The following is a 13,543-nucleotide window of genomic DNA, read 5'->3' on the forward strand; positions in this document are numbered from 1 at the left end:
AGGATTCAGGAATATTATGAAAAGGCATACCGGACTTGATCGTACGATAACCCGTAAATGGCGGCCAGCCACGCAGGCCATTAGAGGGGGCGTAACCCGTTCAGAATTTGGAGAAACCAGTGAAGCGCTTTTTCTAACTTCTGGTTATTCTTACGAACGAGCAGAAGATGCTGCCGAACGTTTCGCGGGTGAACAGGCGGGCATGATTTATTCCCGTATGCAGAGCCCAACCGTCATGATGCTAGAAGAAAAACTGGCCTTGATGGAAGGCGCTGAGACGGTTCGCACGATGTCAACCGGCATGGCCGCTATGACTTCAGTTTTATTATCTGCTCTTTCGGCGGGTGATCATTTTGTCATCGGACGGGTTGCCTTTGGTTCTTGTCGGTGGCTTTCAGATTCTTTACTGCCCCGTTTTGGTATCACGGCAACTGTTGTAGATGGTGGCGATCTTCAGCAATGGAAAGACGCTATCAAGCCCAATACTAAGCTGTTTTTCTTTGAAACGCCGACCAATCCTACTTTGGATTTGGTGGATATTGAAGGCGTCTGTAAAATTGCCAAAGAGGCAGGCATTTTAACGGTTGTTGATAATGCTTTCTGTACGCCCGTTATTCAGCGCCCGATGGATTTTGGTGCTGATGTCATTGCCTATTCTGCTACAAAAATGATGGATGGTCAGGGTCGTGTTTTGGCCGGATCAGTTGCAGGTAGCGAAAAATTCATCAATGAAACCCTTGTTCCTTTCATCCGTAATACCGGTCCTAACTTGTCACCTTTCAATGCATGGGTCGTTATGAAGGGGTTGGAAACGCTTGAACTGCGGAGCATCCGTCAAAGCGAAAATGCCCAAGCCTTAGCCGAATTCCTTGAAAATAGGGTACCTCGCATCGCTTATCCGGGATTGAAGTCTCATCCTCAATATGCCTTGGCCAAAAAACAAATGAAAACCGGCGGCACGGTTTTAGCCGTGTTCTTAGGAGGGGGTCGCGAACAAGCGCTTTCACTGCTGAATAATCTGGAATTGATAGATATTTCTAATAACCTTGGCGATACGCGCTCTTTAATGACGCATCCTTGCTCTACAACGCATAGTGGTGTCGCAGCGCAAGAGCGTGAAGCTATGGGAATTACAGAAGATATGCTACGTCTAAGCGTGGGGCTTGAAGATGTCGAAGATCTGAAAGAAGATCTGGATCAGGCCTTACGTAAAATCGGGCTATAAATTAAAATTTAAAGATGCAGGTTATGAAAAGGCTAGTGATGTCGGCAAAGGAATATCATTTATGAAGCGGACTCACTTACCCTTTAATGGCTTGCGGGTAATGGATGCCGCCGCCCGTCATCTTTCTTTTACCCGAGCAGCTGACGAACTGGCCGTGACGCCTGCAGCTGTTGGTCAACAAATTCGTGCTTTGGAAGATACCCTTGGCGTTGTGCTCTTTCGGCGCAACGCTAAAGGTCTGGAATTAACCCCAGAAGCGACGGCTGGTCTTGAGGCATTACGGGACGGGTTTTTAAAATTTGAAGAAGCTGTCCATGCCATGCAAGCCGGACAATCTTCTAAAAGATTGACCATTGCCACGCCCCGCGACTTTACCGATGGCTGGCTATCTTCACGCTTGGCAAGCTATCATCAGAATAACCCTGATATTCATTTCACCTTATTAGCAGCAGAAAAAGATTTAGACTTTACGCAGGCTAATTTAGATATTGCTATTCGCTATACGGATGATCCCGGCAACCATGAAGCCGTTACCTTAAGCGATGGCCTGTTAGTGACGGTGGGTTTACCCAATGCACCGGAAGAATTTATCGGATGGCCGGATGCAGAACATGATCATAATATAACCATCGTCATACAAGTAGCTGATGCAGGTCTCGCCATAGCGGCGGCATTGAATGGTTTTGGCCGATGCCAAGTCCCTTTAATTTTGGCTAAGCCCTTTCTTGAAGCTAAAAAATTGCAGCAATTTGGCCCCATTATGGAAAGCGAAATGCAATATTGGCTTATGGCCCCCCTACCGCAATGGCGTCAGAAAAAAGTCAAATCGTTGGTTACAGCTTTAACTGCAGAATTAAAAACAGAAATCTAGCTTATCTTTTCCCATAAGATAAAAATATCGGCTTATAGAAAAAGGAAAAAAGGCACCTTTTCTTTATCGAATGGGAAGACCACCTCCTGAACATTTTGGATCGGAAAGCCCGACTATCGGCTGCGTTAGTTGAATAATAATCACTTTAGCGGGTTGATTGCCTACGCTACCGGATTGATGGCCTTGTTGTCCATTGACGATCTGAGCATTCTGATCGCCCCCAAAAGATATTTCACCGGGGCCCATTTCAAGGCGTTTCCCGTCGGTTGTTTTTACGAACCATCGGCCTGATAAGGGAATAATCCACTGAGGTGCCGGATTTTTATGCCAGTTACCCACCCAACCAACCGGCATTACATTGAATACATATCTTTTACTGGCAGGATCATTCTGGGACACCCATTCTGGATTACCTGAACTGGCAAAATCTTCTAACTGTAGATTACTAACCGCACATCGTGTTTGATGCGTTACCCCTTCGGTGTCTGCCCACACACTCCAATAGGGGATAGCGGGCGGCGATGCAGATTTTTCTGCTTGTGCAGAGTTTATAGTGAAGCCAAGACCTAAAACCAAAGCGGTTACTAATCTTTTCATCATTTTTTCCTGACAGCCGTATTGATGAAGATTTCGAGTAAACTACTCTGCCATTATCTTCATCTCGATAAGCATAGCCTAATTTCCTATAATATACGCTTTTGACTTAGAATTGTCATAGTACATTGGAAAAAATTATCAGCTTTTATGCTTTGATAAAAAATTTTGTGATGTGCCGGATTAAACGGTCTCGGGCACTGAATAAACGCCGGTGATAGAAACTATTAAAATGACGGTTTAGAAAGAAACCACTCAAGCGTAATCCTTTCTGCAAAGCCAACCAGTCAGGGATATGATCTTCTGTATGTCCCCTCTTTTTTTGCAAAAATTGCGGTAAAGGCAATAGTTTTGCTTCATGGCCTTGAGCTACTTGTTGACTGACTGCGGCATGATGCTTGGGACTAACCCATGTTAAATTGTCGCTTTTTCCAGTGAAAATACAGCGTGATAAACTGAGTCCATAACCCAACTCAGATAATAACAGTAATTCAAAGCGGACAAGTTCTGCCAAGGACACTATGGGCTGAATAGATTTTTCAGTAATATTCAATAGATGATTGAGGGCTGAAAAAATTCGGGGTTCAGGCTGTGCTTCGGGCAAAATACTTGCTGTAAAAGGGCATATCCAACCCAGCACTAGCGCCCGTAAAGGGTCAGTTATCATTGATGCCCGACTATGCAACAATTCAATCTGGATAGAAGGTAACGAATAGCCTGCTTTATTGCGCCAGCTTGCCTGAAGCTGATTACCGGCCAGTAATAAAGGGCGTCTATGGCGCGATTTTGCCCCCTGCACATAACCCGCTTGCAAGCCTTTTTCAGTCAGGAATCGAATGACGGCCCCCGATTCTCCGTGCGGGCGACTGGTCAACAACAAAGAAGAGGTCGAAACGGAGGACATAGCCTCTTCCTTATACCAAGGTATAGACTTCACGGCAGGAATAATTATGTATGGCTATGAAAAAAATCATAGATTTGATGCGCTGTTTTCGAAGAAATACCGGCTACTTTTTCCAATTCGGAAGGGGCAGCATTACGAACGTCTCTTGCCGTTCCAAAATGTAAAAGCAGAGCTTTCTTTCGGCTAGGCCCAATGCCCGGCACTTCATCAAGAGGGCTTGATGTCAAATTTTTGGCGCGTCTTGCCCGATGCGTTCCGATTGCAAATCGATGGGCTTCATCTCGTAAACGTTGAAGATAAAAAATCAGGCTACTATTCGTCTCCAAGGCATATTCACGCCCATCGGAGAGATGAAAATGCTCTCTCCCTGCATGACGATCAGGCCCTTTTGATATACCGACAACGGCCACATCCTCTATGCCCTGCTCCTTCAAAATATCGACAACGGCACGGACTTGACCTTTTCCACCATCAATTAACAAAAGATCCGGCCACTCACCACTATGACGATCTGGATCGGCACGTTCCAATCGAGAGAAGCGACGGCCTAAAACTTCACGCATCATCTCAAAATCATCACCGGGATTGATGGTCTGAGACTTAATATTAAATTTGCGATACGCATTACGCCGAAATCCTTCTGGCCCTGCGACAATCATAGCCCCAACCATATTCGTTCCCGCAATATGACTGTTATCGTAGACTTCTATTCTATCTGGGGTCTTATCCAATTCGAAAAGGGTCGTCATTTCCTGTAACAACTGACGCTGAGTGGCCCCTTCTGCCATACGACGTTCTATCGCTTCTTTGGCATTACGGACGGCTTGGTCCAGTAATTTTTTTTGATCGCCTCTTTTGGGCTGATGAAAATGGACGGCATACCCCACGCGCGAAGATAGCGCTTCTTCAAGTAAAGACGTTTCTTGGGGCATACAGTTGGTCAAAATAAATTCAGGCGCGACCATATCCTCATAGAACTGCCCCAAAAAACTTTGTAAGATAGCAGCCAGAGATTGTTCTTCTATATGATTGAGAAAATAAGCGTGGTGACCCCAATTTTGGCGGTTACGGATAAAGAAAACCTGAATACAGACCAATCCCGCATTACGTTCGATCGCGAAAATATCCGCATTACGAAGATTGTCGCTATTAATAGCTTGATGGTTTTGAATAAAGGTTAAGGCCCGTAATCGGTCACGATAAACTGCCGCTAATTCGTAATCCTGACGTTCTGCGGCCTTTTCCATTGTTACTACTAATTTTTGGCGCACATCAGTCGATTTTCCAGCCAGAAAATTACGCGCGTCTATCACTAATTCCTTGTAATCTTCTGGTAAGATCCGCCCAACACAAGGGGCAGAACAACGCTTGATCTGATAAAGTAGACAAGGACGCTTGCGATTACGAAAAAAGCTATCTGAACAGGATCTCAGTAAAAATAATTTTTGCAGACTGTTCAGAGTAAGGGTAACAGAATCGGCGCTAGCAAACGGGCCATAATAGGTGCCTTTACTGCGTCTTGCCCCTCGATGTCTCTGGACGGAAGGGAATTCTGGATAACTACCCTCTTCTTTTAGAAGAATATACGGAAAGCTTTTATCGTCGCGTAGTAAAATATTATAAGGGGGACGATAGCGCTTGATAAGTTGAGCTTCCAGCAGAAGCGCTTCTGATTCTGTGGTCGTAGTGACAATAGTCATACTGCGCGTTTGGGAAACCATGCGCTGGATACGACGCGATAAACCCGCCAATTGCGTATAGTTTGCAACGCGATTTTTTAAAGCCCGCGCTTTACCAACGTAAAGGACATTACCTTTACTATCATACATACGGTAAACACCGGGACGCATAGGCAAAGTTTTTAAGACATTGCTAATCGCAGCAACGCCTTTTTCTAGATCAGGAAGATCATTGCCTTTGAAAACATGAATAGATTGTTCTTCGCTGAAACGATCAGCCCGTGGGGAGTCACTAATCAGATTATGCCTTATTTCTAGTTTACATGCTGTATCGCTTGTATCTGGAACTATAAAATTTAAGGCCGTATCCGCTTATAGCAAGCGCTATAACAAAATTTAAAAGAGCCTGATTTTATCGAATTGAGAAAATATCTTGGAGCAACAAAAAAGCGCCATCGCGTAAGCGACGGCGCTGATCTGCTAAGACAAATTTTCGATAAATCAATTAAGCCGATTTCTCGGCTGACTTAAAGATTCAATTGTCTGGTCAATTAAGGCCTTGTCGTGCGAGGCATCATTACGATCTTGAATGATACGGGTCGCAGCTTGCAGAGCCAGCTTGGCAGCCGTATGTTGAATTTCAACAATGGCTTCTTGCTCTGCTGCAGCAATTTGGTCCGTCGCCATTTTTTGACGACGTTCGACTAACTGCTGGGACTGTTTCTGTGCTTCAGCAACAATGCTGGTCGCTTCCTCTTTAGCCCGTTCAACAATAGCTTCGGCTTCTCCGGCAGCCTGACGCGCTTTTTCATCATATTCGGCTCTTAAAGCTTCAGCTTCCTTGCGTAAGCGTTCAGCATCTCCAAGACGATTACGAATTTCACCGATTTGTTTATCAAGCGCCGACGTAATAAGAGACGGTACTTTTTTCCAAATCAGAATAAGCAAAAAGACAATGATGGAGGCAGAAACCCAACCAGGGCCACTTAATCCAAGCAGAGTCGATTCATGTGGTTCTTCATTTTGAACCCCACCCGGTGCTTCCGTGGATGCCGTTACGTTTGGTGCACCAGGAGCCGTCTGAGGCATAGTGTCAGACACAGGCGGTGTAGCTGGCGCTGAAGTCTGAGTTGTATTAGCCATTAGGTAATCTCCCTCAGACCATATCAGCAGAAATTACATGAGAAACGGCTTTAGTAACCTGATCTTTTGGAACAGATTTACCGATAACATGCTTGAGAATATCCTGTGCAGCATCAGCTGCGATATTTTCAAGATCAACCATCGCTTTTGCTTTTTCATCAGCGATTCGCATTCTAGCAGAATCAAGCTGATGATCGTAATCGGCATTAGCAACAGCGTTTTGTTTTGCCGCATCTTTCGAGGCTTGTTCTTTAGCTGCCTGTAAGCGGGCATGTGCATCGGAACGAACCTTAGCAAGACGCGACTGGCATGCCTCATCTGCTTCCTTCGCTGCTTTGTGGGCAGCTTCCGCAGCAGCTAGATCATCAGAGATCTTGCTGTCACGTGAATCCATAGTAGATTCAACTTTCTGGAGCATGGTTTTGGCGATCCCAAAATAGATCAGACCAAACACCATCAGCATCCAGAAAACCTGGGAAGCGTAAGTAGAGGCAAGCTGGGCTATCTGAGGCATGATCGCATCCAGACTTTTTCTAAAAACAGATTAACTAAAAGAGAATCTGTTTTTTAACTGATTTACTACATTTTTCGAACACCGGCTGAAAACAGCCGGTGCGAAAAATGCTGCGAGAGCCTGAAGAATCAGGCGACGAAGATCAGCAGAATCGAGATAACGAATGACAGAAGGCCCAAAAGTTCAGCGGCCGCAAAACCGATGAACAAACGACCTTGCTGACCATCAGCAGCGGCTGGGTTACGCAGAGCGCTTTCAAGAAAGCCTGCGAAAACACTACCAACACCAACGGAGGCAACACCGGCACCAACAGCAGCAACACCACCACCGATTAACTTACCGAGCACTCTTGCAGCTTCAACGTCCATGACAATACTCCTTTACCATTCCATATACTGGGAAATCAGTGAAGATTGATCGCGTCGTTCAAATAGAGCGACGTAAGCAAGGCGAAAACATAAGCTTGAATGGCGCAAACCAAAAATTCAAGCGCAGAAATACCGATCATCAAAAGAAAGGTCGGGATACCCACAAGGGTATAATAACCTGCTAAAAAAGCAGTAGAGGCAGATTGAACCGGCGGGTTAACAATAAAGTTAGCCAAAACTTCCAGAAGAACGTGCCCTGCGGTCATAGCAACGAAAAGACGAAGCGCAAGACTAAAAGGCCGTAAAACGAAAGAAAAGGCTTCAATCCCGGGGATCAGCCAAATAAGAGCCATGGGGGTACCATGCGGCACAAACAGCTTGAAAAAGCCTAATCCATGACGCGTGAAACCCACAACAAGCACTGTACCAAATGCAATCGCCGCCAGCGTTGCTGTAACAGTAACGTGACTGGTTGAGGTGAAAGGCTCGGCACCTGGCAAAAAGCCGAATAAAGGCACCAAACCAAGCATATTGGCAAAAAGGATGAACATAAAAAGGGTAAAGACCAGCGGAGTAAACGGTCGGCCTTTTGGGCCTATGTTCGCGCTGACCATATCGTTAACAAAGCGAGTCATAACTTCCACGGCCATCTGCCAGCGACCGGGAATCAGCGCCTTCCTTCGACCGCCTGCCATAAAAACAGCAAGAGCGACCAGCGCAATCACCATCCAGAGAGAGGAATTGGTGAAGGAAATATCATATTTTCCGATATGAAACCCATGTAAGGGCTCCACGGTAAACTGATGCATGGGGTCTACATTGTTAGTAGCAGCCATATTACGAGCCCCTAGCTATCTATCCATTAACAGAGCGGCTCCGGTTTCTCATTCCGGACGCTCACGAGAAATCCGTATCACATTTCTAAACGCAATACAGACCCCTAATAGAAGAAATATGATCAGAAATATTGGTTTAGTTCCAATCAGGCGATCGAACAACCACCCGATCAGTCCGCCACCAGCCGGGCCCGCAATCATCTCAGTCAACACTCTGTTCCCTTGAGCAAAACCCTTGCCAGCAGGCCCATCCGTCTTGGCTTTATGACTATCAGAATCAGATCTGATGGTCTGAAGTCGTCCTTCAAGTTCTGCTAACCTAGGATCTTGTGGTCCCGGCCCTTGATTAGAATCGTTACTCATCGCAGCCAATCGCTCTTCCTTGAAATCCAACCCTTTGAATTCCAAGGATTAAATGCTCTACAGCATGACGAGTAACTATCTCGTCAGGTGGGCCTTTTTTAAGAAGGCGGTGAAAGCAAGTCAACTCAAAGCGCAGCCAACAAAAAAACTAATCCTTTTGCTATTCGCTTATTTTTTATTACCAAAAAGGCTTTACCTTTTACAAATTAGAGCAGTTTTTTAAGTGAAACCGCCCTAAAAACAGCTTTTTTTAACCACAAGTCGAAGGCAAAGCGATAGGGCCCGATTTTTTTTGCCATTTGCCATCGGCCAAAGCATAAAATTGTCCATCCTGAACCCGACTGGCTAATGTTTTACAACCAACAGCAACAGCCCATTCTTCGACAGTAACCCCCCGTTTAGCCGCTTCTGCCGTATAAGCCGCTCTTCTTTTAATATTTAAAGCATCGACACTCGCCTTGATACTAGAAGAGGGCGATTTCGCAAAACCCATATAGCCATCAATCTTTTCACCAATCACGCCGTTTGCCAACCCTGATTGTAAAATATCATCACCGCCTTGCGCTCCAGCTGCTGTAGCCAGCGTCAAACCCAAAGCAAAAGCGGTCCTGCTCAGACTTTGAAAACAGCTTTTTTTTATAAAACGTATCATTGTGGGAATAACTCCGGATTATTTTGAATAAAATCGCCTGCATCTTTTTGTAAATGCACCACTACTTCTTGGCGGATATTAACATTAAGATTGATCTCGATCGGCTTTTCCGGTGCCTTAACCGAAATACAGCCCCCAACCATTAGTAAACTAGCAAAAAGAAAGCCCTTTTCTATATTTCCGGTTTTCTGCCTCATCTTTAATCCTAATAGTAGTTAAATGATATATTGTCTTGTTTTAAGGCCAGAGGATGCGTGGCGTGTATTCACAATTGCGATTGATTCAAAACAGAACGCGGATCATTATAAGAACGCATGGCATTCAATAATCCTCGAAAGGGCGCTTTTACCTGAACGTTAAAATGGAAGGGGACCTTTTCAATTTCACGCGCAAGATAGGAGCGTGAACCAGTGGTTTTGACCTCTTTCACCCCGCCAAAATGAATAGAACTGATAAAATCCCCATCAAGATTACCATTAAGGACTATATCAAGTTGCTTATACCGCAGGCCTTTTAAAACATCGAACGTCAACTTGCTCAGCATACCCTGATGCGCATTAGAAACGGTACCGACGTAACTGACTACGCCGCCCGGATCGCGGCTTATCAAATGTCCTCCTTCTATTTTGCCACTATTAGAACCAAATTCGAGCGGTAGAATCCCGTCAAAACGTCCACTGACAAAAAGATTTTTCATCTCAAGATTATCAACAAGGGGAGCGCTATCCATATTAGTGACATGAAATGTCACGCGATGCATAGCCGTGTGGCTAAAATCTAAAACAGCTTGATCCAAGGCCAACTGACCATCGAAGAATGGCCAGATTCCCTTTTCGATAACAATCTTCTTCTCAGGCAAAATCTGATAATGGATTTTGCCGTCTTTGATCGCAATACCGGCGTTGATTTCATTGATACCGGCGATTTGATCTGGAGGTGTTTTTAGATTTAAAAGATCTGAAAAATGAATCTTGCCATTAAAGCCTGAGATGGTCCCAAAAGCGACAGCGAAGTCGAGATTATCACTTTTAAAATCTCCTGTGCTGATGACGCCTTTATTAGACCAATCAATTCGTCCTTCTCCCTGAACTATACCCCTCACATCAGCAAATACTCCTAAAGTAAGGGGGGTAATTTGTTCAGGCTGTAAGGTTTTATCAAATGCGACCCCATTAACATGAAGCACAACATGCCCCCGTCCATCTGAGAAATGATGTTCGATGCGACTATCGAGGATATGTGACCAACGCATACCGATTTGCCGTTCCAGACCAGCCGTAATATGAATGCGTTCTTTATTAATTTGTAAAAGTAAATCTTGAGCACGCATCGGCAAAAAACGAGGCGAAGCCTGATTCGCATCAGCAATATCCACACCACCATGCAGCACTATATCGCTGTTATTTTGTGATTCGAGCGCACCACCCTTGTTCTGCCATTCCCAATGGGCAGCCCCATTACTCATAATCAGGGGTGCAAGTCCTATATGGCCAGAAATGCCTGTTAAGTCGCCCGCGCCCTTTATTCCGGCCAAGTTACCCGTAACATGTTCTATATGAAGATGCGTATCATCCTGCCCCGTCGCACCTTTTTCATCAAAAGTAAGGTCAGATACCTCGCCATAGTGACGCGCCAGAGAGAAGAAAGACGATTTTAGCTTAATTGTAAAAGGCTGATTATTTATTTCGCCTGTGATAGTCGGTTTTTCCAACTGAAACCCGCCATTTGTAAACTGCCCTTTTCTTACCTGAAGAAAAGCAGCCTCTACAGGGCAAAGCGGCAAGGCAATATTGTGCCCTGTAATGCCCGCCATGGTTACGCGGGCGATATGGACTGTCATGCAATCCTTGTTAATAAGGGTCTGATCGTTGCTACCTTCTATATGCAAAGGAATTGTAAGCGATTCCACCTGCTCTTCTTTTCCAAGAGAACCTGTAATATTAGCCTCAGTCGCCACCAAGAAATGCTGCTTATCATAATAAAAATTAACAGGTGTTAGCTGCAATGAAGTCTGATTTTGATCATCGCGATAGGGTGCAACCTCAATCTTACCTTTAAAAATTCCATTCGTTACGGGTAGCAGGTGAATTTTTGTAGTGGGCAACCCCTGCCCTTTGATATTGAGATCACCTTTTAAATCCCAAGGTTGCTCTTTTCTATGCGCCTGCCAACTGGCGGCCCCTAAAAACTGAGCTGATTGACCTGAGGGACTCGTTAAAAGCACTTTATGTAAAGCGGCCTTTAAAGCACCTTGTTTATTATCAAGGGTAATATCGGTTTCACCCGAAATGTTTTCCGCTATTTTTGACAAAGCCTGTTTTAACTGTTTCACTATAGGGGAGAGCGGAATGTCATCAGATATAGAAAAATGCTTCAAATCATTTTTTATCTGGCCATTGTGAAGCGAAATATGGGTCGTCGTCAAAAATGGATCATTTTTCTGAGAATCGTGAGAATATTTAAACGGTATATTAAAGACACTCGAAACGTCCCAGCTTCCTCCAGTAAGCCAAGGCATATCTTCTTTACCCGCTATTTCTAATCGGCCCTGTGTTTTTTGATCATTACCCTTAAGTGCCAAATGGCCCTTTAGAGCCGATAATTGCCAAGGGGCTCCGTTAAAAGAGGCCATTTCATAGGCCGAAAGAAGCGCTGTCCCTTGCCAGTTATTCAAAGCCTTATTGAAATGACCTTCAATAATGGACTTTGGGTTTTGAACTGCCCAATAGCCGATATTACAACGAATATTTTGTGCGGTAGCAGGCCCTTGGAAAAAAGGGCGACCATGAACCACCGATGCGTTTAAAAAAAACTGACCTTTTTCTGCCGTGCAAGCATTCGATGAGAAATGAGGCATAGAGGCAGCTAGTCTCGCTTGAAAACCATTCGCCAGATTTCCATTACCATCCATCGCTATGCCAATATTACCGTTGGGAGTACGCAAACGTAACCGAACATCTTTTAGGTGAAGATTGATAATAGGAAGACCCGAGGAGGCGCCTGCCGTTGTCAAATAAGAACGTAAAGAATCAAGGCTGCCAAAATGTATGCCCTCCTTATCCAGATGACCCTGTATTCTTACTGTATCGAGATCAATGGAAGATATCTGTAAACCGCGCCATGTAGGCATAACATGAATAATAACATGCTTTGCTGTCAGATCAGGATGGTAGCTATCACCAATAACTAGATTGTCCAATTGCTGTGCCATAGGGTCAAGACGCGTTAAACGATAATGGGCCTTTAAATGTAGTCGGTTTGCTTCCCGACTAATCAGCCAGCGCCCCAACCCTATACGTTGTGACCACAGCCCGACTAGTAATCCACCTAGAATAACCCCCGCCAGCAGCCATAAATGCTTTTTAGTAAGCCGATGATTTTTTATTTCTTTGTGGGTCATCCCGGATTTTTCTTTATAGTAAATGAGCGGATATTTTTAATATTTCTTGATTTTCAAACTATAAAATGCAGTCAATTTTATTGATGAAAATATTCCGATGAATTGTTTTTTTATATTACTATCAAAGCTAAACAGTATTACATATCGCTTCAATCCTTTATATTCGTTGAAAATGGATAAAAAAGAAATCGATTATCATGGTCATCGTAGCCGCTTACGGGATCGCCTGTTAAATGGGGGTTCAGATGCACTGCTTGATCATGAGGTAATAGAATATCTTTTAGCTTTGGCTATCCCACGTCGGGATACGAAACCGCTTGCGCGTGCTTTATTGACAGAGTTCGGTGATATTGAAACGCTGTTAACAGCCGACCCCGGTATGATTGCCCGCGTCAAAGGTATGGGGCCAACGGCGATTGCCTCTCTCAAAATTGTTCAAATAGCCGCTTTAAGATTATTAAAAACCAAAGCTAAAAAAGCGCCTATTTTGGCTGGGTGGCAAGCTTTACTCGATTATCTTCATGCCGATATGGCTTATCGTTTAACAGAACGATGCCGGTTATTACATCTTGATAGTCACAATCGCCTTATCCGTGACGAAGCCTTAAGTGAAGGCTCTGTCGATCGCGCGCCTATCTATGTCCGAGAGGTTATCCGTCGCGCTATTGAGCTGGGATCAATCGGTTTAATTTTAGTTCACAATCATCCTAGCGGGGATGCCAATCCCAGTGAAATGGACATTCAGTTGACGCGTTCAGTGATTGCGGCGGCCCGTCCTCTTAAAATATATCTTCATGATCATGTTATCATCAGTACAGAGGGATTTTGTAGTATGCGTAGCCTCGGCCTGATTTAAGGTTATAGCTTTTGAAAAGCTCAACTTTTTGACAATATGTTGTTTTTACAAAAATATAAAATGCATCAACCCCTATAAAAGATTGATAGCGATTAAGGGCTTTGTTAGGTCGGGGAATATTTTTGCCAGCCGGAAAAA

Annotated in this window: 14 protein-coding genes; 3 read left to right on the forward strand and 11 right to left on the reverse strand. The window is 44.5% G+C overall.

The genetic code is table 11. The annotated features are described in order from the left end of the window. The first annotated feature begins 16 nt into the window (after positions 1-16). Positions 17-1,225, forward strand: a complete 1,209-nt coding sequence (locus ZYMOP_RS02860) for a trans-sulfuration enzyme family protein (protein ID WP_013933855.1) — start codon at positions 17-19, stop codon at positions 1,223-1,225. Positions 1,226-1,286: 61 nt separating this feature from the next. Next, the gene (locus tag ZYMOP_RS02865) at positions 1,287-2,096 is read left to right on the forward strand and encodes a LysR family transcriptional regulator (protein ID WP_013933856.1); all 810 of its coding nucleotides are present in this window, start codon (positions 1,287-1,289) and stop codon (positions 2,094-2,096) included. Positions 2,097-2,159: 63 nt separating this feature from the next. Here the strand turns inward: ZYMOP_RS02865 and ZYMOP_RS02870 are convergent, their stop codons facing one another. The 11 genes from ZYMOP_RS02870 to ZYMOP_RS02920 form a co-directional block, all read right to left on the reverse strand. Then, the gene (locus ZYMOP_RS02870; RefSeq protein ID WP_252507440.1) at positions 2,160-2,696 is read right to left on the reverse strand and encodes a cupin domain-containing protein; all 537 of its coding nucleotides are present in this window, start codon (positions 2,694-2,696) and stop codon (positions 2,160-2,162) included. A gap of 142 nt (positions 2,697-2,838) precedes the next feature. Then, entirely contained in the window at positions 2,839-3,594 is a 756-nt protein-coding gene (gene recO / locus ZYMOP_RS02875) for a DNA repair protein RecO (protein ID WP_013933858.1), read from the reverse strand. Positions 3,595-3,638: 44 nt separating this feature from the next. Further along, positions 3,639-5,570 (reverse strand): excinuclease ABC subunit UvrC, encoded by a 1,932-nt coding sequence (gene uvrC / locus ZYMOP_RS02880; protein WP_041581665.1) that lies wholly within the window; start codon positions 5,568-5,570, stop codon positions 3,639-3,641. Between the two features lie 204 nt (positions 5,571-5,774). Then, positions 5,775-6,416, reverse strand: a complete 642-nt coding sequence (locus tag ZYMOP_RS02885) for a F0F1 ATP synthase subunit B family protein (RefSeq protein ID WP_013933860.1) — start codon at positions 6,414-6,416, stop codon at positions 5,775-5,777. Positions 6,417-6,429: 13 nt separating this feature from the next. Further along, on the reverse strand, positions 6,430-6,930 hold the full coding sequence (locus ZYMOP_RS02890; RefSeq protein ID WP_013933861.1) for a F0F1 ATP synthase subunit B family protein: 501 nt from the start codon (positions 6,928-6,930) through the stop codon (positions 6,430-6,432). 128 nt (positions 6,931-7,058) lie between these two features. After that, positions 7,059-7,298 (reverse strand): ATP synthase subunit c family protein, encoded by a 240-nt coding sequence (locus tag ZYMOP_RS02895; protein WP_013933862.1) that lies wholly within the window; start codon positions 7,296-7,298, stop codon positions 7,059-7,061. Positions 7,299-7,333: 35 nt separating this feature from the next. After that, positions 7,334-8,134, reverse strand: coding sequence for a F0F1 ATP synthase subunit A (locus ZYMOP_RS02900; RefSeq protein ID WP_013933863.1), 801 nt, complete (start codon positions 8,132-8,134; stop codon positions 7,334-7,336). A 48-nt stretch (positions 8,135-8,182) separates the two neighbouring features. Continuing rightward, a complete protein-coding gene (locus ZYMOP_RS02905; RefSeq protein WP_013933864.1) occupies positions 8,183-8,497 on the reverse strand; it encodes an AtpZ/AtpI family protein in 315 nt (104 codons plus the stop codon). 250 nt (positions 8,498-8,747) lie between these two features. Next, on the reverse strand, positions 8,748-9,149 hold the full coding sequence (locus ZYMOP_RS02910) for a YdbL family probable chaperone protein (protein ID WP_013933865.1): 402 nt from the start codon (positions 9,147-9,149) through the stop codon (positions 8,748-8,750). Further along, positions 9,146-9,346: a YnbE family lipoprotein gene (locus ZYMOP_RS02915; RefSeq protein WP_013933866.1), complete on the reverse strand. Its 201-nt coding sequence runs from the start codon at positions 9,344-9,346 to the stop codon at positions 9,146-9,148. The genes ZYMOP_RS02910 and ZYMOP_RS02915 overlap by 4 nt, the downstream gene beginning before the upstream one ends. A 68-nt stretch (positions 9,347-9,414) precedes the next feature. Further along, on the reverse strand, positions 9,415-12,549 hold the full coding sequence (locus tag ZYMOP_RS02920; RefSeq protein ID WP_013933867.1) for an intermembrane phospholipid transport protein YdbH family protein: 3,135 nt from the start codon (positions 12,547-12,549) through the stop codon (positions 9,415-9,417). Between the two features lie 172 nt (positions 12,550-12,721). Here ZYMOP_RS02920 and radC point away from each other — a divergent pair, with 172 nt between their 5' ends. After that, positions 12,722-13,405 (forward strand): RadC family protein, encoded by a 684-nt coding sequence (radC, locus tag ZYMOP_RS02925; protein WP_013933868.1) that lies wholly within the window; start codon positions 12,722-12,724, stop codon positions 13,403-13,405. Positions 13,406-13,543 lie beyond the last annotated feature (138 nt).

It is taken from the genome of Zymomonas mobilis subsp. pomaceae ATCC 29192, assembly GCF_000218875.1.
Lineage (GTDB): Bacteria > Pseudomonadota > Alphaproteobacteria > Sphingomonadales > Sphingomonadaceae > Zymomonas > Zymomonas pomaceae.

What these genes read in the sequence shown, in the direction of transcription:
- ZYMOP_RS02860 (WP_013933855.1), top strand. Translation starts at nt 17, where the DNA reads ATGAAAAGGCATACCGGACTTGATCGTACGATAACCCGTAAATGGCGG.
- ZYMOP_RS02865 (WP_013933856.1), top strand. Translation starts at nt 1,287, where the DNA reads ATGAAGCGGACTCACTTACCCTTTAATGGCTTGCGGGTAATGGATGCC.
- ZYMOP_RS02870 (WP_252507440.1), bottom strand. Translation starts at nt 2,696, where the DNA reads ATGATGAAAAGATTAGTAACCGCTTTGGTTTTAGGTCTTGGCTTCACT.
- recO (WP_013933858.1), bottom strand. Translation starts at nt 3,594, where the DNA reads ATGTCCTCCGTTTCGACCTCTTCTTTGTTGTTGACCAGTCGCCCGCAC.
- ZYMOP_RS02885 (WP_013933860.1), bottom strand. Translation starts at nt 6,416, where the DNA reads ATGGCTAATACAACTCAGACTTCAGCGCCAGCTACACCGCCTGTGTCT.
- ZYMOP_RS02890 (WP_013933861.1), bottom strand. Translation starts at nt 6,930, where the DNA reads ATGCCTCAGATAGCCCAGCTTGCCTCTACTTACGCTTCCCAGGTTTTC.
- ZYMOP_RS02895 (WP_013933862.1), bottom strand. Translation starts at nt 7,298, where the DNA reads ATGGACGTTGAAGCTGCAAGAGTGCTCGGTAAGTTAATCGGTGGTGGT.
- ZYMOP_RS02900 (WP_013933863.1), bottom strand. Translation starts at nt 8,134, where the DNA reads ATGGCTGCTACTAACAATGTAGACCCCATGCATCAGTTTACCGTGGAG.
- ZYMOP_RS02905 (WP_013933864.1), bottom strand. Translation starts at nt 8,497, where the DNA reads ATGAGTAACGATTCTAATCAAGGGCCGGGACCACAAGATCCTAGGTTA.
- ZYMOP_RS02910 (WP_013933865.1), bottom strand. Translation starts at nt 9,149, where the DNA reads ATGATACGTTTTATAAAAAAAAGCTGTTTTCAAAGTCTGAGCAGGACC.
- ZYMOP_RS02915 (WP_013933866.1), bottom strand. Translation starts at nt 9,346, where the DNA reads ATGAGGCAGAAAACCGGAAATATAGAAAAGGGCTTTCTTTTTGCTAGT.
- ZYMOP_RS02920 (WP_013933867.1), bottom strand. Translation starts at nt 12,549, where the DNA reads ATGACCCACAAAGAAATAAAAAATCATCGGCTTACTAAAAAGCATTTA.
- radC (WP_013933868.1), top strand. Translation starts at nt 12,722, where the DNA reads ATGGATAAAAAAGAAATCGATTATCATGGTCATCGTAGCCGCTTACGG.